The 20,657-nt window shown below is 45.7% G+C and carries 16 protein-coding genes, 1 tRNA gene and 1 pseudogene; 1 reads left to right on the plus strand and 17 read right to left on the minus strand.

Going from position 1 to position 20,657, the window contains the following annotated elements; genetic code table 11:
* Positions 1 to 61: 61 nt before the first annotated feature.
* From ACHZC4_RS13620 to ACHZC4_RS13630, 3 genes are all read right to left on the minus strand, one after another.
* Positions 62 to 448: an acid-shock protein gene (locus ACHZC4_RS13620; RefSeq protein ID WP_394754406.1), complete on the minus strand. Its 387-nt coding sequence runs from the start codon at positions 446 to 448 to the stop codon at positions 62 to 64.
* A gap of 201 nt (positions 449 to 649) precedes the next feature.
* The gene (locus ACHZC4_RS13625; protein WP_394754407.1) at positions 650 to 1,093 is read right to left on the minus strand and encodes a hypothetical protein; all 444 of its coding nucleotides are present in this window, start codon (positions 1,091 to 1,093) and stop codon (positions 650 to 652) included.
* Between the two features lie 416 nt (positions 1,094 to 1,509).
* Positions 1,510 to 1,836, minus strand: a complete 327-nt coding sequence (locus ACHZC4_RS13630; RefSeq protein WP_394754408.1) for a DUF2934 domain-containing protein — start codon at positions 1,834 to 1,836, stop codon at positions 1,510 to 1,512.
* A gap of 835 nt (positions 1,837 to 2,671) precedes the next feature.
* Between ACHZC4_RS13630 and ACHZC4_RS13635 the strand changes: the two are divergent.
* A pseudogene (locus ACHZC4_RS13635) lies at positions 2,672 to 5,870 on the plus strand (type I restriction endonuclease subunit R).
* A 547-nt stretch (positions 5,871 to 6,417) separates the two neighbouring features.
* Here the strand turns inward: ACHZC4_RS13635 and ACHZC4_RS13640 are convergent.
* From ACHZC4_RS13640 to glnL, 14 genes are all read right to left on the minus strand, one after another.
* Positions 6,418 to 6,494 (minus strand) — tRNA-Pro (locus tag ACHZC4_RS13640).
* Between the two features lie 97 nt (positions 6,495 to 6,591).
* Positions 6,592 to 6,945 carry a MerR family transcriptional regulator gene (locus ACHZC4_RS13645; protein ID WP_394754409.1) on the minus strand — a complete coding sequence of 118 codons (354 nt, stop codon included), beginning with the start codon at positions 6,943 to 6,945 and terminating at the stop codon, positions 6,592 to 6,594.
* Positions 6,929 to 7,225 carry an integration host factor subunit alpha gene (gene ihfA, locus ACHZC4_RS13650; RefSeq protein ID WP_087147386.1) on the minus strand — a complete coding sequence of 99 codons (297 nt, stop codon included), beginning with the start codon at positions 7,223 to 7,225 and terminating at the stop codon, positions 6,929 to 6,931. Before ihfA ends, ACHZC4_RS13645 begins: the two co-directional genes overlap by 17 nt.
* Before the next feature lie 4 nt (positions 7,226 to 7,229).
* Positions 7,230 to 9,656 (minus strand): phenylalanine--tRNA ligase subunit beta, encoded by a 2,427-nt coding sequence (gene pheT / locus ACHZC4_RS13655; protein WP_394754411.1) that lies wholly within the window; start codon positions 9,654 to 9,656, stop codon positions 7,230 to 7,232.
* 24 nt (positions 9,657 to 9,680) lie between these two features.
* A complete protein-coding gene (gene pheS, locus ACHZC4_RS13660) occupies positions 9,681 to 10,700 on the minus strand; it encodes a phenylalanine--tRNA ligase subunit alpha (RefSeq protein WP_394754412.1) in 1,020 nt (339 codons plus the stop codon).
* A gap of 125 nt (positions 10,701 to 10,825) precedes the next feature.
* Positions 10,826 to 11,188: a 50S ribosomal protein L20 gene (gene rplT, locus ACHZC4_RS13665; RefSeq protein WP_394754413.1), complete on the minus strand. Its 363-nt coding sequence runs from the start codon at positions 11,186 to 11,188 to the stop codon at positions 10,826 to 10,828.
* An 11-nt stretch (positions 11,189 to 11,199) separates the two neighbouring features.
* Complete coding sequence (rpmI, locus tag ACHZC4_RS13670) at positions 11,200 to 11,397, minus strand: 50S ribosomal protein L35 (RefSeq protein ID WP_394754414.1); 198 nt, start codon at positions 11,395 to 11,397, stop codon at positions 11,200 to 11,202.
* 344 nt (positions 11,398 to 11,741) lie between these two features.
* Positions 11,742 to 12,266: a translation initiation factor IF-3 gene (gene infC / locus ACHZC4_RS13675; protein ID WP_087147389.1), complete on the minus strand. Its 525-nt coding sequence runs from the start codon at positions 12,264 to 12,266 to the stop codon at positions 11,742 to 11,744.
* Between the two features lie 22 nt (positions 12,267 to 12,288).
* Entirely contained in the window at positions 12,289 to 14,196 is a 1,908-nt protein-coding gene (gene thrS / locus ACHZC4_RS13680; RefSeq protein WP_394754415.1) for a threonine--tRNA ligase, read from the minus strand.
* Between the two features lie 142 nt (positions 14,197 to 14,338).
* Entirely contained in the window at positions 14,339 to 15,202 is an 864-nt protein-coding gene (locus ACHZC4_RS13685) for an NAD(P)-dependent oxidoreductase (RefSeq protein ID WP_394754416.1), read from the minus strand.
* Positions 15,203 to 15,274: 72 nt separating this feature from the next.
* Entirely contained in the window at positions 15,275 to 15,583 is a 309-nt protein-coding gene (locus ACHZC4_RS13690; protein ID WP_394754417.1) for a BrnA antitoxin family protein, read from the minus strand.
* A gap of 362 nt (positions 15,584 to 15,945) precedes the next feature.
* Positions 15,946 to 17,781, minus strand: a complete 1,836-nt coding sequence (gene speA / locus ACHZC4_RS13695; RefSeq protein ID WP_394754418.1) for a biosynthetic arginine decarboxylase — start codon at positions 17,779 to 17,781, stop codon at positions 15,946 to 15,948.
* Between the two features lie 265 nt (positions 17,782 to 18,046).
* Positions 18,047 to 19,468 carry a nitrogen regulation protein NR(I) gene (gene ntrC / locus ACHZC4_RS13700; RefSeq protein WP_394754419.1) on the minus strand — a complete coding sequence of 474 codons (1,422 nt, stop codon included), beginning with the start codon at positions 19,466 to 19,468 and terminating at the stop codon, positions 18,047 to 18,049.
* Positions 19,461 to 20,510, minus strand: a complete 1,050-nt coding sequence (glnL, locus tag ACHZC4_RS13705) for a nitrogen regulation protein NR(II) (protein ID WP_394754420.1) — start codon at positions 20,508 to 20,510, stop codon at positions 19,461 to 19,463. Before glnL ends, ntrC begins: the two co-directional genes overlap by 8 nt.
* Positions 20,511 to 20,657 lie beyond the last annotated feature (147 nt).

Below are 20,657 nucleotides of genomic sequence, written 5' to 3' on the forward strand. Positions count from 1 at the left end.
AAACGACATTAATTGTTCCGCCACGTTCGATGTTATTTCTAACTAATAGCGCAAGTAATAACTACTTTTTGGGGCTGGTTATCGTTTCATGCGTTAACGCTGTGTTTGCATATTCTTTGGCGAGCGCATCATACTGCTTTGCCAGTTCTTCGTGATGTTGGCTTAGCTTGTCCTGGTTGGCTTTTTTATAATCTATGGCTAAAGATTTATGTTGCTGTGCCTGATTTTTATCGCGAATGGCATGTTCTCTAGCAAGACTGGCTTCTTTGGCATGCTCTTCCGGCGTAACGGCGTATTTTTGATGTACGGCAGGCGGCGCTATGATATTGGCGTGCTCTTCAAGAGGTGTTGGAACATGAATTGGGGACGCATCTTCTGCCAACAGTGGACCAAAAATAATGCCCAAACACGGCGCTAAGGCCAAGATGATAACTATCTTTGTTTTCATAAATAACGCCTCCTTATTTGATCGCATTGCTTTACATTTATTCTGTGTAATAACCCCAGGAAATATAGGCCTGTGGCTGAACATTCGTAAAAAAAATGGGAGGCAAGCGATCATCAAAATTTTAAGATCATCTTGATTCTAATCTATGCGCTTTAAGGCCGCCGTCCCAGCATTAGGATCGACGACCTGGTCTAGCTGAGTTTATTGATTTATACGCCTGACAACATTGAACGGATTAATTGCACAATTGCCGGCAATATTGCAACACTGTAGGTCGCCGCTGTATATTTCAGCGGCTGCCCCTGTCTTTTTGAAAGTCGCGGCGTAGGCACCTGACTCGGCAATGACAACCGTAAACGCGGACGGTACGCCATTATCCGTCGCATCAACCGCTTGGCGAGTGGGGAAGCTGTCATGGCCAATAGCCACTTGCATATTAACGCCGACGGGATTGGGGTTTTGGCGATCATTCACCCGAGCCCGGCCACCACTGCCTGCAGGGCAGGTAAAAGTGAAGGCATCAACGGTGTTGCCATTTCCTAAGGTTTGAATGCCCGTGTTAACAGCCATTGCTGAAGACCCAATACCCATTCCGGCCACCATTGATAACGCTGTAGCCATATTTTTGAGATTTTTCGTGTTCATTGTAAATTTCTCCTGCCGCTAGAAAATCTGACGGCCATATAGTATTAACAAGAAAAAACGACTTCTTATGCCTATCCTGGCATGATCAACGCAGGCACAAAAAAGTATGCCTATGCTGTTTTGGGTATTTTTCAATCTTGCGACGATAATTGAAAAATTACGATGTTTTACTGGCCTAGTACTCAGTCAATCTTACATTGTCGAGTACTATGAAATACTCCGTTCGTCCTGAGCTTGTCGAAGGACTTGTGGTTCATGGTTCGACAAGGCTCTCATGGGTTTGTCGAATGTCTCACCACGAACGGTTTTTAAAATATCTGACTGACAAAATAAAATTGACTGAGTACTAGATTACTGGCCCATAGCATCGCTTTTTACCCATAAAACTGAAAATATAAAGTGTAACAATTTATAACTTAAAGCATGAATTCTTGTTCTGCGGCAAACCAGTCTTCAAGCTCATGCCCTGGATCAAAGCCTCTGTTTTCGGCTTTATAATAAGCCAGCTCGGAAATTTTAGCATCGCGATCGGGAAGGCAAATTGCTGAGTCAGACGAATTGCTACTGTCCGTATTGCGCTCCATATCCGGGTTTATATTGTCAGATTCCGGCATGGTTTCAACACCGTTTGAACTTCGTGCTGGCATATCAGGTTCCAAGGTTTGGGCTTTACTATCAGAAAAATTTGCCGCTTCCAGTTGGGATTTTTTCGTTTTTGGGGTTGTAGCTTCAGTCTTTTTCATTCTATTTCTCCCATACCACGGAATATAAAATTAAATTAAAGATAGTTATTGAGTTTTGGATAGCGCCCTACAAAACAATGCAAGTCAGTAAGATCAATAAGTTGAGGTACTTGTTTTTCAACTTTATAGTTTGCAAATATTCTATGAATCGATGGGTTAGAAGTAGAAATGTGCATAATATTACTCACCTGCATTGATTTGTAGAGCCTATCGCATTTTTTCTTTGGGAAAGATTATTAAAACAGCATTATTTAAACAATCTTTTAATTAATCTTTCAAAGAAAAGCTCAACACTTACAATTAATGTACTAATAGATAGTTTATGGGTGATAAAGATAAGTGGCAAGGCCGCAAAAAGGTAAAAAAATAAGTATAAAGTGGGTAGGGCAAATAACCATTTTTTTAGAGATGTAAGGGTGTTACAGGGCTTGCCTAAGAAAATGTGATAAAAAAAAATGCGGGGAATCCTTATGCGGCCGCTACGGTGGAGAAATTACCCCAATAGTTTTCCCACTCACCATTAGCTCTTACACACGTAGTGTTAAACTTAACGCGCGGACTGTCGAAAAAGCGGTTCCGGTGGAAGTTGAGAAATATTCAGCAAGAGATAAAGTGGTTTCCACCTGGTTGTTATTGGTATCGATATGAAAATAGAAATTCAATCATAGCTGAAATAACGAAGGCATTAACTACTCCTGAAGCTGCAATCCCTTATGTGACAAGTGCTCTTTTTGGTGATTCTGGGCAAGAATGTCAAGAACAGTTAAATTCATTCAGCGAGTTTGCCAATAAGTTAAGTCGTTACTGACCATGAATAAAATTTCTATTGTTAATTATGACTGAAGACCAACTGGAACAAGAAACCCTAGGCTGGCTGATGGATGTCGGCTACAAACCCATATACGGCATCGATATTGCCATTGATGGCATTAACCCTGAACGCAGTAATTATGTGCAAGTAGTGTTGGTCGAACGCTTACGCCAAGCAATCTACAAACTGAATTCATCGATTCCCTTGGTTGCCCGTGAAGACGCTTTAAGGCAAGTGTTAAACCTGGATACGCCCGTTTTGTTAGCCGCTAACAGACATTTTCACCGCTTGCTGGTGAATGGCGTTCCGGTGCAATGCCAAAAAGACGGCGAAACCCGTGGCGATTTTGTCCGCTTGGTTGATTTTACCGATGTCGCCGCCAATGAATGGTTAGCGGTCAATCAGTTTTCTATTAAAGGTGCAAAATATACCCGTCGCCCCGACATCATACTTTTTATCAATGGCTTGCCATTGGTACTGCTGGAGCTAAAGAATCCGGTCGATCAACACGCCGATATCTGGAAAGCCTTTGCCCAGTTACAAACCTATAAAGAACAAATCCCCGATGTTTTCCAGTACAACGAAATACTGGTCATTTCGGATGGCACGCAAGCACTCATGGGATCGTTGTCTGCGGACTCAGAACGTTTTATGGCGTGGCGCACCATTAACGGCGTGGAACTTGATCCACTCGGCCAGTTTAATGAACTGGAAACCTTGATAAGAGGGATTCTGGCGCCAGCCTATCTGTTGGATTATTCGCGTTTCTTTGTGCTGTTTGAAGATGATGGCACACTGATCAAGAAAATTGCCGGTTATCATCAGTTCCATGCCGTGCGTTTTGCTATTACGCAAGTGGTAGACGCTTCCCGTCCCGGTGGCAATCAAAAAGGCGGTGTAGTTTGGCATACCCAAGGCTCAGGTAAAAGTATCACTATGACCTGCTTTGCTGCCCACGTAATGCGTGAAGCGGCAATGGAAAACCCAACCATTGTTGTCATTACCGACCGCAATGATCTAGACGGGCAATTGTTTGGTGTATTTTGCCTGTCGCAGGATTTATTGCGCGAGCAGCCGGTGCAAGTAGCAACCCGTCAGGATTTACGGCGTGTGTTAGCCAATCGCCCGTCAGGGGGCATTGTGTTTGCCACTATCCAGAAATTTATGCCGGGTGAAGATGAAGATAGCTTTCCGGAGCTATCAGATCGGCATAATATCGTCGTCATTGCCGATGAAGCACACCGTACTCAGTATGGGTTTACGGCAAAATTGAAGACTGCTCTGTCCGTAGGTCGGGTTAGCCTGCAAGGCGTAACCCGACAAGATTATCAACCTGCAAATAACAAGCTTGCCGACAATAATGGTCTGTTAAAGGCCGCCGAAGAGCCAGCCAGCTATATCACACGCTACCAGGTCGGCTACGCCCAACATTTGCGCGATGCCTTACCCAACGCAACCTTTGTGGCTTTTACGGGCACACCTGTTTCCGCCGAAGACCGTGATACCCGCGCTGTGTTTGGCGAGTACATTCACATCTACGATATGCAGCAGGCACGGGAGGATGGCGCGACAGTGGCTATTTATTTTGAATCACGCTTGGCAAAACTGGGCTTAAAGCATGAAGCCTTACCCGACATTGATGAAGAAGTGGATGAACTGGCGGAAGATGAGGAAGAAGACCAACAAGCCCGCCTCAAAAGCCGATGGGCAGCGCTCGAAAGCATCGTCGGTGCTGAACCGCGTATTCACCAAGTAGCGGAAGATTTAGTGACGCACTTTGAAGAACGCAGCAAGGCGCAATCTGGCAAAGCGATGGTGGTCGCCATGAGCCGTGAAATCTGCGTGCACTTGTATAATGCGATTGTAGCTCTTCGACCCGATTGGCACGAAGAAGACCCCGAACGTGGTGCCATCAAAATTGTCATGACCGGTTCTGCAAGTGATAAGCCCTTGCTGCGCCCGCATATCTATTCTAAGCAAACCAAAAAACGGCTGGAAAAACGTTTTAAAGACCCCGGATGATTCCTTGCGCATGGTGATTGTCCGCGATATGTGGCTAACCGGATTTGATGCGCCTTGTGTGCATACCCTGTACGTGGACAAACCTATGAAAGGCCATAACCTGATGCAAGCGATTGCCAGGGTTAACCGGGTATTCCGAGATAAACAAGGGGGCTTGGTGGTCGATTACATCGGCATTGCCAATGACCTGCAACACGCCTTAAGGGAATACACCGCCAGTAAAGGACGTGGACGACCTACCGTTGATGCCCATGAGGCCTATGCTGTGCTGGAAGAAAAACTGGATATTTTGCGTTCCCTCTTGCACGAGTTTGATTACAGTGGTTTTTTAACGAGTGGTCATCGCTTATTAGCGCAAGCGGGAAATCATGTTTTAGGTTTACATGATGGCAAAAAGCGCTTTTGTGATACCGCCTTGGCCATGTCCAAAGCGTTTACCTTGTGCTGTACCTTGGATGAAGCAAAAGCCGTGCGGGAAGAAGTCGCCTTCCTGCAGGCCGTTAAGGTGTTGCTGACCAAAAAAGATATTAGCAGTAAAAAGAAAACCAATGAAGAGCGTGAACTCGCTATTCGGCAAATTATCGGCTCTGCGGTAGTATCGGAAGAAGTGGTCGATATTTTTAGTGCCGTGGGACTCGATAAGCCGAATATCGGCATCCTGGATGAAGGCTTTTTGAATGATGTGCGTAATTTGCCGGAACGCAATCTGGCGGTGGAATTATTGGAGCGGTTATTGGAAGGCGAAATCAAAGCCCGGTTTGCCACCAATGTCGTCCAGCACAATAAATTCTCAGACTTGCTGACTAACGTCATCAAGCGTTACCAGAACCGCGCCATCGAAACCGCACAAGTGATTGAAGAACTTATCGACATGGCCAGGAAATTTCGGGAAGCCGCTGCAAGGGGAGAGGCACTTGGTTTGACTGAGGATGAAATGCGTTTTTATGATGCCCTGGTAGATAATGAGTCTGCCGTCCGTGAGCTATCCGATGAAATTTTAAAGAAAATTGCCCACGAACTCACCGAAAATCTGCGACAAAACATAACCGTTGATTGGTCGGCACGGGAAAGTGTAAGGGCAAAATTAAGGTTAATGGTAAAGCGGATATTGCGGAAATATAAATATCCGCCGGATCAGCAAGACTCAGCAGTTGAGCTGGTGTTACAACAGGCGCAGGCTTTGGGGGAGGCTTGGATTTGAAGCTATATTGCTTTAAGTGTACAACCACATTACGAAAAAAACTGAAGGTAGAGCGGTTAAATCATCGTACCCGATTCCGTTGGCTGTGCAAAGCAGTCTTTAAACTACCGGCTGGAGTTGAATTGTTTATAGATAATGAATATCAGGTACCAGCTAACTAAGGGATTGCTGTTTAATTGGGTTTTTAGTATCCCATCGTAAGAGATACGGCAAATAACTGAAAAAGTAAGGAGGTGATGGAAGAAAATTTTTGTCAAAAATGACATAAAGTAAGTTTGACTCAAGGCCACTTTAATCGAGTGGCTTTTTTGCTTGGAGATTTTAGAGTGGGCTGACAAAATACAATCTTTTATATGATGCCCGGCATTTCAGGCCGTCAAGATTGTTCTTACAGTCCGGTGGTAAATATCCTGCTGGTAATTGATTGCGGCAGTTATTACAAATTGAATTTACTGTAATCAAATTCAAAGTGTACCCGTATGAGTACCCCGAAAACGCCATTTTCCCAATTCCAGAAAACAGCCATTTCATAACCCTTTGAATAAATTGGTCGGAACGACAGGATTTGAACCTGCGACCCCTTGTCCCCCAGACAAGTGCGCTACCAAGCTGCGCTACGCTCCGACAGAATGAATATAATGTGCATAAAATATTACAAGGCGTACCGTAATGACACAAAGTTAGCTATTGTACTACAGTCGACCCAGGGCTAACGTAATATCTAATTAAGTAAAATCAGAATATCTTCTAGTCCACTAATCATTTGATCGATCAATTTTTTACTGCGCGCCGAATCTTCCTTGGTCTCATCGCTGGTTAGATGCGCTTTAGCACCACCAATGGTATAGCCTTGCTCATAGAGTAATGATCTTATCTGACGGATCATCAATACATCATGTCTTTGATAATAGCGCCGATTGCCTCGCCGCTTGACAGGACTCAACTCCACAAACTCTTGTTCCCAATAACGTAGCACATGCGGCTTAACACCGCATAGCTCGCTAACCTCACCTATAGTGAAATAGCGTTTTGCCGGTATAACCGGCAGTTCGTTATTGTTACTCGGCTCCAGCATAAGCTTCTACTCGTGCTTTAAGTTTTTGACCTGACCTAAATGTTACCACACGACGTGCGGTAATAGGTATTTCTTCACCTGTTTTTGGATTTCGGCCAGGACGGCTGTTTTTATCACGTAACTCAAACTTGCCAAAGCCGGATAATTTAACTTGTTCGCCATGCTCCAAAGAACCTTTTATTTCTTCGAAAAACATTTCTACCATGTCTTTCGCTTCACGCTTATTTAAACCCAGCTCATCAAACAGCTTCTCGGCAAAATCTGCTTTTGTTAATGCCATGAAATCAATCCCTCAGTTTTGCATTTAATTTATTGGTCAATGTTTCTAACACTCTGTTAAATATAGCATCTATATCAGAATCTGCTAGTGTTTGTGAATTATTTTGCATGGTTAAGCTCAATGCAACGCTTTTGCAACCCTCCTCAACGCCTTTGCCGCGGTAAATATCAAAAACTACCACGTCTTGCAGGCTTTGTTCGTTGCCACCTTTAATACAAGCGATCAATGCAGCAATTGCCACATCTTCCTTAACGATTAACGCCATATCACGACGTACAGAAGGATATTTGGATAAAGACTTAAACTTAGGAGGTTGTTTTTTGAGGATAAGTTCCTGATCGACTTCAAACAGGAAAACTTGTGTATCAAAACCTAGCTGTTTCTCCAGATGCGGATGTAGCATGCCCAGAAGCCCTATATTATCACCTTTTTCAGATAAAATGGCAGCAGTTTGTCCAGGATGTAACGCGGGGTGTTGCGCCGGTACAAATTGTGCCGAACAACCCAGCAAAGCAAAGATAGCCTCTACATCTGATTTCATATCAAAAAAATCAACTTTACGGTTTTTTTCGCCCCATTGCTCAGCAGTAGCAGTGCCCAAAATTAAACCAGCGAGCATTTTTTGCTGCTGGGTTTGACCCGCTTGGTTAACAAAACGCAAGCCAGTTTCGAACATTCGCACCCGATTTTGCTGGCGATTAGTGTTATATAACGCCGTCTTTAGCAAACCACACCACAAGGTCGTGCGCATTACCGACAATTCCGATGAAATCGGATTTTGCAAACGCACGCAAATATCATCTGGCGCTACCGCACGCTGTATGTCTTCATCAACAAAGCTGTAAGTAATCGCTTCCTGATAGCCACGGTCTACCAACAAGTGTTTTACGCGGTTAATATCCAGTAATGTTTCTGTAGCCAGACCCAACTTAGAGCGCATTAATAAGCTACTGCTCGGCAGGTTGTTATAGCCGTAAATGCGAGCGATTTCTTCGATTAAATCCGCTTCAATGGCGATGTCGAAACGAAAGCCCGGCGGTGTCACCTGCCAGCCATCGGCATCTGAGTTTATGACCATGCCCAAGCGTTGGAATATATCGATGACTTCTGCATCTTGAAAATCGCACCGCAAGATTTTTTGCAGGCGTTGTTTTCTAAGATATAAACTCGGACGCGCAGGCAAATACTGTTCAGTCGTCACCTCGGTGATTGGTCCTACACTACCACCAGCAATCGCAACAATTAATTGCGTGGCACGTTCAATGGCGCGTGTTTGCAAGGTCGCATCCACACCCCGTTCAAATCGGTGTGAAGAATCGGTGTGCAAACCGTAGCGCCGCGCTTTACCGGCCAACTGTAGCGGTGCAAAAAAAGCACATTCCAGAAAAATATTTTGCGTTGCATCACTGACGGCCGAATCATTGCCGCCCATCACACCGGCAACAGCCAGCGCCCTTGTGTCATCAGCAATAACCACGGTTTCTGTATCAAGTTTTATCTCTTGACCATTCAATAACGTTAATGCTTCATCTGTCTGCGCATAACGCACAGTCATCTTGCCATTAAGTTTGTCCGCATCAAACGCATGTAAAGGCTGTCCCAACTCGATTAACACGTAGTTGGTGACATCCACCAACGGCCCCAAGCTTCGCAGGCCAGAACGACGCAAGCGCTCCTGCATCCATAACGGCGTTTCCGCTTTAGGGTTGACGTTTTTAATCAACCGTCCCAAATAACGCGGACAGGCTTCCGGCACAGCAACAACGACCGATAACACATCTTGGTGTTGTACGCCAACTGGCTCAACCTGAGTGATAGCCCAGTCCATTTGAGCATTTGTGTAGACAGGCTCATTCAAGTAAGGGATAGACCAATCCATTTTGTTGAGTATGGCAATCTCACGGCCCAACCCTTCAACGCTCAAGCAATCAGCTCTGTTCGGTGTTAAGCTGACTTCAATAATCGAGTCATTCAGGCTCAGATAGTCACGAATATCAGTACCCACCGGCGCATCCGCAGGCAGCTCCAGCAAACCTTCTGCGCTGGTTGCAATACCCAGCTCTTTGGCTGAACACAACATGCCCAAGGATTCCTGACCACGTAGCTTGGATTTTTTGATCTTAAAATCACCGGGCAGTTCCGCACCTACTAATGCCGCTGGGATTTTTAACCCTACACGTACATTGCTGGCACCGCAGACAATTTGCAAAGGCGCATCGCCTCCGACATTAACCTGGCATACACGCAAGCGATCCGCGTCGGGATGTTGTTCTAAAGACAGCACCTCACCGACCACTACACCGCTAAAATCGGCAGCGGCAGGCGTTACTGAATCGACTTCCAGCCCCGCCATTGTCAGTTGCGCGACCAGTTCTTCTGTGCTAATCGCAGGATTAACATACTCTCTTAACCAGGCTACACTGATTTGCATAACGTCAGAATTCCTGTTGGTCGCTTAATTAAATTGTTCTAAAAATTTCAGGTCGTTTTCAAAAAACAACCGCAAATCATTGATGCCATAGCGCAACATGGCCAGACGTTCCACGCCCATGCCAAAGGCAAAGCCAGTGTATTTTTCGTCGTCGATATTAACCGACTTAAATACTTCAGGGTGGATCATGCCGCAGCCCATTACTTCCAGCCAACCGGTCTGGCTACACACACGGCAGCCTTCACCGCCACACATCACGCATTCAATATCCACTTCGGCGGACGGTTCGGTGAACGGAAAATACGACGGCCTGAAACGCACCTGGATGTCTTTTTCAAAAAAGGCACGTAAAAATTCATACACCACGCCTTTTAAATCGGCAAAGCTGACATCGGTATCGACTAGAAAGCCTTCTACCTGATGGAACATCGGTGTGTGGGTAATGTCGGAATCACAGCGGTAGACGCGGCCTGGCGCTATCACTTTCAACGGTGGTGTTTGCGATTCCATCACCCGAATCTGTACCGGCGACGTATGGGTACGCAGCACGGTGTGGGCATCAAAATAGAAAGTATCGTGCATGGCACGGGCAGGGTGATGTGCCGGAATATTCAAGGCTTCGAAATTATGGTAATCATCCTCAATTTCGGGGCCTTCCACTACTTCAAAGCCGACGCTGGCGAAAATTTTATTAATGCGATTCAGCGTGGTGGTAATCGGGTGCAAGCCACCACTGCTTTGGCCACGGCCAGGCAGGGTGACATCCACACGCTCACCGGCTAAACGTACAGCCAATGCCGCTTGTTGCAACACGTCTTTTTGTGCTTCTAGCTGGGCTTGTAGCTGGTCTTTGGCTTGGTTGATGACTTGGCCAACGGCCCGGCGTTGTTCAGGCTCAAGGCTACCCAGCTCTTTCATTTGCAGGGTCAACAGGCCTTTTTTGCCAAGATAATGCACGCGCACCTGATCGAGTTGTTCAAGATCATTGACAGCGCGCAGCGCTTGCAATGCCTGTGCGAGAATTTCTTCTGGAGTAGCGGACACGGTTTAGCTCGCGAGTGATTCGAGATAAAAAGAAAAGGGCTTAACGCCCTTATTCCACCTTAATCTTTTAACAAGAAAAAGGTGGAAAATCAAGAGATTATTCAGATAAGAATAATCTTTAAGCCTTAAGGTTTGCTTTGGTGCGCTTTGGCAATCTCAGCAATTTTTCCGAAAGCGTCGATATCACGTACCGCGATATCCGCCATGACTTTACGGTCAATGGCTACATTGGCTTTAGTCAAGCCATTGATCAATCGGCTGTACGAGATACCATACAGTCGCGCTGCCGCATTGATACGTACAATCCACAAGGCGCGGAATTGACGTTTTTTCTGTTTGCGATCGCGGTAAGCATACTGTCCCGCTTTAATGACGGCTTGCTTGGCAACGCGGTACACGCGGCTACGGGCACCATAATAGCCTTTAGCTTGCTTTAAAATCTTTTTGTGTCTTGCTCTGGCGGTTACGCCACGTTTAACTCTAGGCATCTTCTATACTCTCAGCTGTATGGCATCATGCGTGCAACCATACGAACATCGGATGCGTGAACGGCAGCGGGTGAACGTAACTGTCTTTTACGTTTGGTTGATTTTTTGGTCAAAATATGACGCTTGTGCGAATGCGCACATTTAAAACCGCCGGAGCCAGTACGCTTAAAGCGTTTGGCCGCGCCACGGTGGGTCTTGATTTTTGGCATTTGTTTGCTCCACAAAATTAAAATGACTAAATCCTTGAGATGAAACCCTCTAAGGCAAAATGCATGGCCCTGGAGAATTTTTAGCATACCCAAAGGTATACTTGATCGGTCATCCTGACCAATCAGTTCAGAAGCCTGGGCTTCTAAATTAGGGTATCTTGTTCAAAAAGAACACAGAAACGCGAATTATAACGGATGCGCACGCATAAGATTTATGTATCCGTGCAATCAGACGCAGATTGAGTTGATATTAGCAACCTCAACACCGTATTGCTGGGGTTCGTTACCTTACCCCAAACAAACTACAGAATTAATCGGTCTTACAAAAACCGTTTAAATAATAGTTATTTTTTCTTTCTAGGTGCCATCACCATCACCATCTGGCGACCTTCCATTTTGGGGAATTGCTCAACCAAGGCAATCAGCTCAAGCTCTTTTTCCAGACGTTTCAGCACATCCATGCCGATTTCGCGATGCGCCATTTCCCGGCCACGATAACGCACGGTAATTTTAGTTTTATCGCCATCGTTTAAGAATTTGGTCAGGCTTTTCAGTTTAACCTGAAAATCGCCTTCGTCTGTACCAGGCCGGAATTTAATTTCCTTGACCTGAATTTGCTTTTGCTTCTTTTTGGCAACCGCCAGTTTCTTGTTTTGCTCGAACTGGAACTTGCCGTAGTTCATTATCTTACAAACCGGAGGATCCGCGTTTGGCGATATTTCTACTAAATCTAAATCAGCAGCATAGGCAACTTGTCTAGCTTCATCTATTGAGATTATTCCCAATGCCTCACCGTCTACACCTGTTACCCTCACCCGTCTTGCAGTGATGGCATCATTCAGGCGCGTTTCATCTTTTTTAGCAGCGATATCTTAATCCTCCAAATATGTATTATTTTCTATCTGCAATCTCTACTTTTAACCTTTCGGTGTACTCAGCCATTGACAGACTTCCTAAATCTTCACCTTTTTGCGTGCGTACGCTAAGGGTGTTGGTTTCCAATTCTTTGTCACCCACAATCAACAAGTATGGCACACGCTGCATGGAATGCTCGCGGATTTTAAACCCGATTTTTTCATTTCTCAAGTCTATTTTTACCCGCACGCCTTGTAGCTCTAATGCTTTATGGATTTGTGCTGCATAATCAGCATGTCGATCAGCAATATTTAACACGATGGCTTGCACTGGCGATAACCAAACAGGGAATGTACCCGCATGTTGTTCGATCAAAATGCCGATAAAGCGTTCCAGCGATCCCAGTATAGCCCTATGCAGCATAACCGGCACTTGGCGCGTACTGTCTTCATCAATATAGCTGGCACCTAAGCGCCCAGGCATAGAAAAATCCACCTGAATGGTGCCGCATTGCCAGACACGGCCTATGCAATCTTTCAGGGAAAATTCAATTTTTGGCCCATAGAACGCGCCTTCACCAGGCTGCAAATCCCACTTTAAATTTTTGGTGTTCAGCGCCAATTCCAGCGCACTTTCTGCCTTGTCCCACACGCTGTCGTCGCCAACGCGATTTTCAGGACGGGTCGATAATTTAATAATAACGTCTTCAAATCCGAAATCTTTGTAAACATCAAACAACATGTCGATAAATGCCGAGACTTCGTCCTGAATTTGCGCTTCGGTGCAGAAGATATGCGCGTCATCTTGCACAAAGTTACGCACCCGCATCAGGCCGTGTAAAGTGCCTGAAGGTTCATTACGATGGCAAGAGCCAAATTCGGCCAGCCGGATCGGCAAATCGCGGTAACTTCTTAAGCCTTGGTTATAAATTTGAACATGGCACGGGCAGTTCATCGGCTTGATGGCGTAATCACGATTTTCCGAATGCGTGGTGAAAATCATGCTGCCAAACTTGTCCCAATGGCCGGACTTTTCCCACAGCGAACGGTCGACCAGTTGCGGGGTTTTCACCTCGCCGTAACCGTTGACACGCAATTTGTCACGGATATATTGCTCAACTTGCTGATAAATGATCCAGCCTTTCTCGTGCCAAAACACCATGCCGGGCGCTTCTTCCTGGCTGTGGAACAAATCCAGTGCCTTGCCTAATTTGCGGTGGTCGCGCTTTTCAGCTTCTTCCAGGCGGTGCAAATGGGCTTGCAAGTCTTTTTTATCGCCCCACGCTGTGCCGTAAATACGTTGCAGCATTTCGTTATTGGAGTCGCCACGCCAGTACGCGCCAGCAATCTTCATTAATTTAAATGCTGTCAGCTTGCCTGTGCTAGGTACGTGCGGACCACGGCATAAATCGGTAAATCCACCTTGTTCATACAAGGATAAATCTTGGTCGGCAGGGATGGATTCAATGATTTCCGCTTTGTAAGCTTCGCCTTGTGCCTTAAAAAACGCAACTGCATTATCTCTGGACATCACGGAACGGCTAATCGCCAAATCTTCGGCGACCAGCTTTTGCATCTTGTCTTCAATCGCTACCAAGTCTTCCGGTGTAAACGGCCTGTGGTAGGAAAAGTCATAGAAAAAACCGTTTTCAATGACAGGGCCAATGGTGACTTGTGCATCAGGAAACAGTTGCTTAACGGCTTGCGCCATTAAATGTGCGGTTGAATGGCGGATAACATCCACGCCGTCTTCATCTTTTGCGGTAACGATTTGCAAGCTTGCATCGCTGTCGATCACCGTACTGGCATCAACCAGTTTGCCGTCCACCTTACCGGCCAAAGTCGCTTTAGCTAAACCGGTTCCAATGGAACGCGCAACATCCATCACAGTGACAGCGCTGTCAAAGTGTCGTTGGGAACCGTCAGGAAGGGTAATTACAGGCATTTTCTATCAAAGCTCAAGAGTCTAAATAAAAAAGCACTGCTAAAACAGTGCTTGAAATCTTTTAACATGACAGTCGGCACAACTATTGACTATCACGAATATAACAAATAATTTTACAAGTAATAACAGGCAATTGCAATGTCTATCTCTTGGGTTGGCTTTTTAATCGATACAAAGCCGAAATATCCTCATCACCAAAACCCTGCGCCATCAATTCAGCGTAATGCTCTACCGTCATATCCGACAATGGCAATTCAAAACCAATTTGCTTAGCCATGTGCTGGCAGATCTTTAAATCCTTATGATGTAAACGCAATTTAAAACCCGGTTTAAACGTACCGTTAGCCATAGTTAAACCGCGTTTATCCAAAAACCAATTGCCCGCTGCGCCGCCCGCAATCACTTCTATTACTTTTTCCATCGGCAAGTTTTGCGCCTGTGCAAACGCCAACGCTTCCGTTACCGCCTGATTAATCCCTGCACACATCACTTGGTTTACTGCTTTAGTCGCCTGCCCTGCACCTGTTGCGCCCATATACATAATACGTGTCGCAATGGATTGTAGAATGGGCATAATTTTTTGCAAAGCAGCTTCATTACCGCCGACCATCATCGCCAATGTGCCGTTTTTAGCACCTTCCACACCACCTGAAACCGGTGCATCCAGAAATTCCACCTGTTTTTCGGCCAAGATCTTAGCGGCTTGTTGGGCTGTAGCGCTGCTGACCGTGGACATATCCACCACAATTGCACCCGATTTGATGGTTGTCGCGATAGCATTCACCATCTCTAGCACATCGGTATCGGCAGAGACACATAAAAAGATCACATCAACTTGAGCAGCCAAATCCTCGGGTTGAGCAACTGCGATAACGCCCAAAGCCTTTGCCAAACTTTCGGCTTTCTCTGTAGTACGATTGTAGACCGCCGTTAAAAACCCGGCCTTGGCAAGGTTACTGGCTATACCCACACCCATGCCACCCAAACCGATAAAGCCGACTTTCATATTAACTCCCAAGATAGGTATAGGATCTTAAGCCAGCAATTCTTGTTCATAGTCTTACCGAGGTGGTTTCAATTACGCGGCACGTTCTTTAAGCCATTCTTTCAACGCATCATTCATGCGGGTTTGCCAACCTTTACCGGTCGCTCGAAAAGCCTCTAAGACGCTGTTATCAACCCGTAACGCAATCTGTGTTTTGTCAGAACCGCTAGGTCTACCACGCCTTGCTTCCATTGCTACAATGCCAGCAAGCAATTCTTCTTTTGTTGCGGGGCGCTCGTCTTCGTCAATACCATCCCAGACAAAATTTGCTGATTCCGGTATGTTGCGGATAGCGGCTAACACCTCTTCACGACTCATTGTATTTGTTTTTGAGCCAGTCATAGTAAACCTCTCTTTCGTTACTGCCTGCACGGCGAAAACTAATAGTCCGTGTTGAATTATCACGTTTAACATGAACTACTGTCAGCACAGCCAAAAATCCTAATGTGTATGAAATAGATTGAACACGTCTTTCATCGTTTCGGATAGTCAATAGATCAAGGCGATAAATTGATTCAAGCACCTCTAGCATCAGCAAAATCCAAGCCATGCTTAATCAGATTAGACTGCCGCTTTGCTTCATCCCAAGTAAGCTCTGTTTTCATATCAATAATTGTATATGCAACTATTTTGTGCGTCAATGTTGCTATAACAGTTTTTGGCTTAACGGTGGGGAGTGCCCGATACCACGCAAGACTTTCGTATCATTGCCCAAGATAGGTATAAGACTTTAAGCCCGCCAGCAATTCCTGTTCATAATCTTGCCGTTGCTGTACGGTCAGATTGCTATTGGCCAGTTTTTGCCGGTACGAAGTGATCAGCTCTTCGCTGCTGATATGCACATAATCCAGCAATTCAGACACATCCTCACCTTCTTGCAGGTCGTAAAAATGATAACCCTTACTGTCGATCTGGACATTGATTGAATGGGTATCACCAAACAGATTATGCATATCGCCGAGAATTTCCTGATACGCACCGACCATAAAAAAGCCGATCAAATACGGTTGCTTGCTGTCGATGGCATGAATTGGCAAGGTTTTTTCAATATTCTGGCCATCAATATACTGGTCAATACGGCCATCGGAATCACAAGTTAAATCTTGAATAACGGCACGGCGCGTAGGTTGTTCGTCCAAACGGTGGATGGGCATAATCGGAAAGATCTGGCCAATACCCCAAATATCCGGCAAGGATTGGAACAGCGAAAAATTGCAAAAAATCTTGTCGGCCAGTTTTTCGCTTAGCTCTTTTTGTATGGTCGCTTCGCTTTGGCTGCTGGGGTTTAATTGCGCTTTAATTTGCTGACAAGTCATCGCATAGGCATTTTCCGCGTCTGCCAGTTCGTTGATGGTTAACACATCCTGGGTAAATTGCGCCCGCGCCTCGGCGATGGCAAAGCTGGCATCGTGGTAGCATTCCACCAAATGGGTCGCCGCTGGTAACGCTTGTACCGGCTCTTGATGGCCGTACACCGATTCCACATCGGTGACATTGGTAATGAGTACCGCATGGTGCGCGGTGAGGGCACGGCCGGACTCCGTGATAATATCAGGCTGCGCCACTTGTTTGGCCGCGCAGATTTCTGCAAAGCTGCGCACGATGTTTTGTGCATATTCTTCCAGGCTGTAGTTAATCGACGATTCACGGCGCGAACGGCTGCCATCATAATCTACGCCCAAACCACCACCGGCATCGACGATTTTAATCGGCGCACCCAAACGGTGCAGCTCGCTGTAAAACTGTCCCGCTTCACGCAAGGCGATTTTAATGTCGCGGATATTGGCAATTTGTGAGCCCATGTGAAAGTGCATGAGTTGCAAGCAATCCAGTAATCCCGCTTGTTTAAGGCGCTCGACCAGTTGCAGAGCTTCGTGGGCATGCAGGCCAAATTTGGATTTTTCGCCGCCGCTGTTTTGCCACTTTCCGGCGCTGATGCTGGACAAGCGCACCCGCACACCCAGTTGTGGCCGTACCTCCAATCGCGCCGCTTCTTCGATAATAAACTCCAGCTCCAGCGGCTTTTCAATAACCAAATACAAATCCAGCCCCATTTTTAAGCCGATTAACGCCTGACGGATATAGGCGCGGTCTTTATAGCCATTGCACACCACCACATTGCCTTTCGACAACGCCATAATCGCCAGTAATTCTGGTTTGCTACCGGCTTCCAGGCCAATGTTATCGGCGGATAAAATACCTTCTACCACTTGGCGTTGCTGGTTTACTTTAATGGGATACACTGGCGTATACTTGCCCTGGTAATTATTATCAGCGCAGGCTTTTTGGAACGCGGCGTTCAGGCGGTTAACACGGTCTTTGAGTATATCGGTAAAGCGGATCAGCACCGGCAACGACAATTGCTTGTCTTCCAGCGATCTTGCAATCTCTACCAAATCCAGCGCAATGCTTTTATCGCTACTGGGCGTTACGCACACATGGCCTTGGGCATTAATGGAAAAATAGCCGTCTCCCCAGTGGTTAATGGCGTAGATACTTGCCGATTGTTCGGTGGTCCAAGGTTGGGTAGATAAAGTCACAATGTCTCCAGATTTTATTGCAATAAACCAATTTTAAAGGGTAATGGTCAAATTCTGGAGATTTTTTCATGGACAGACTAATTGCTTATGCACAACTGGAATTTCTAGCTTAACTTGATTTGTCTATAGCTGTGCCTTTCACTCTGGACTAGCCCAGCAAAATTACAGCCATTAAATCGATACAGGATGATTAAAACCCATACTTTGGGGCTAACTCACAAAGCAGATTGATGTTATGTTTTAAAAATAATCCAACATTTATATCTTACTCTTCCAAGCCCAATTCCTTGATTTTACGAGTTAAGGTATTTCTACCATATCCCAGTAAAATAGCAGCCTCGTGGCGCTTGCCGTGCGTAAAACTGAGTGCGGTTTTTATTAAAAGCGCCTCTACAGTTGGAATGGTGTGTTTTGCCACTTCTGGATTTTTTGAAGTAAGCTGCTGATTAATCCACACTTTAAGCCCTGCCTCCCAATCATTGCCATTCATTGTTTTTTCAGATGCCTCGATCATGAGTTCTGGCGGCAAATCATGGATATGAATTTCTCTGCCCGATGCCATAACCGATAGCCAACGGCAAACATTCTCCAACTGCCTGACGTTGCCAGGCCATTCCAGCGCACTTAAAAATGTTTCAACCTCCGGCTTTAACGTCTTAATTTCGGTATTAAGCTCTTGTGCCGCCTGTTTTAAAAAATGCTGTAACAGCAAGGGAATATCCTGTTTGCGCTCACGCAGCGGCGGAATATGGATACGAATGACATTTAAACGATGAAACAAATCTTCCCGAAACCTCCCTTGCGCCACCAGTGTTTCCAGGTCTTGATGGGTGGCGGCAATAATACGCACATCAACTTTTACCGCCGCATAAGCCCCCACCGGATAAAACTCACCATCGGCCAGCACTCGCAGTAATCTAGTTTGCAGCTCTGCGGGCATATCGCCTATTTCATCCAGAAATAACGTACCGCCGTTGGCTTGTTCAAATCGGCCGGCTCGACGTGCTTGCGCACCGGTAAAGGAGCCTTTTTCGTGGCCAAACAGCTCAGATTCCATTAGATCTTTGGGAATAGCTGCCATGTTTAAGGCAATAAATGCGTTTTTGCTGCGCGGGCTATGGCGATGCAAAGCTTTGGCCACCAGCTCTTTACCAGTTCCTGACTCACCGTTAATCAGCACGGTAATATGGGAGCGGGCCAATCGACCAATGGCACGAAAAACCTCTTGCATGGAGGGTGCGGCACCAATAATTTCGGGCGTGGTTTCTGGAATATCGGTACTGTCGGCACTGATGTGTTTTTTACTTTCTTGCTGCTGGCCATGAATGCAGGCGCGGTGAGCCAGATCAACCACATCCTTAATATCAAAGGGTTTAGGTAAATATTCAAACGCACCGCCGTGAAATGCCGACACCGCACTTTCCAGATCGGAATGAGCCGTCATGACAATCACCGGCAAATCAGGATGGCTGATTTGAACCTTATCCAGCATTTGCAGGCCGTCCATACCGGGCATACGGATATCGGTAAGCAAGGCATTGGGCACTTCTTTTTGTAAGGCACTCAGCAAATCTTTGGCATTTTCAAAGCTGCGGGTAATAAAGTCGGCTTTTTGTAAGGCTTTTTCCAGCACCCAGCGTATCGATTTATCATCATCAATAATCCAAATAGTTTCCGATTTAATCATGCCCATTCTCCAACGGTAAAAGGATTGAAAACACGGTATTTCCAGGCTCGCTAGTGCATTCAATTAAGCCGTTATGCTGATTAATCAGCGCTTGCGCAATGGATAAGCCTAAGCCCGTGCCTTCGGCTCTACCGGTAATCATAGGGTAAAAAATTTGATTCATGATGTCAGGGTCTACGCCGGGGCCGTTATCAATCAGGTCGCATTTTATCGCCAGCTTGTAGCGTTTACGGCCTATGGTCATTTGCCGGTAAATACGTGTTTTTAATATTAATTCGCCTGTGCCTTCCATGGCTTGCACAGCATTGCGGGCAATATTTAAAATAGCCTGGATTAACTGATCTTTATCAGCCTGAATTTCAGGGATGCTGGGATCGTAATCACACTTTAGGGCTAGCTGGCCGGTAGATTCAGCATCTATCAACTGCCTTACCCGCTCTAATACTTCATGAATGTTCAAGTGAGTTTTATTGGGTAGTTTGTTGGGGCCGAGCATTTTGTCCATTAAACCTTGCAATCGATCCGCTTCAGCAATGATGATGTGGGTATATTCTTTTAATTCAGGGCTATCTAATTCCAAATCCAGTAACTGTGCAGCACCGCGCAAACCTCCCAGGGGGTTCTTGATTTCATGTGCCAAGCCGCGCACTAACAAGCGCGCAGTTTGTTGCTGTGTTAACAGCTGCTCTTCCTTAAAAATACGCAAATGATTATCTACTTGTTGCAGCTCAACCAGAATTTCGCTAATTTTGTGACCCTCAAACAGCGGTGTTGCAATTAAATTTATCGTCACCGAGCGCGTTAACCGATCTAAGGCAAGTTCGCGCTCAGAAAAAGGTTCTGCATTTAGCAAGCTGTGCTGTAAATTGTTCAATAATGAAGGATCTGCCAATCGGAATAACTCGAAAGCGGTTAAACCAAGCAGATGTCTTGAGCTATCAGCCAGCAACATTTCGCCAGCCGAATTCACATAAGTCAGGGTGAGCTTATTATCAAATAATAATATGGCTCCAGCCAGGTGATCAAGGATGCGCTTATACATGATTTTAGTTTTTTATCCGTGAATACTGATTAAACTCAAGCAATTTACAAGCCATGTAATAGCTGAGCCGGAAATTAGATAGATTAAGCCCTGCTGGCGCACAAAAGAAGTGCGGTATAGTTTTTTTAAAGAGCAGCCAATTACAAA

Origin of the sequence: Crenothrix sp. (genome assembly GCF_043729335.1) — a bacterium.
Lineage (GTDB): Bacteria > Pseudomonadota > Gammaproteobacteria > Methylococcales > Methylomonadaceae > Crenothrix.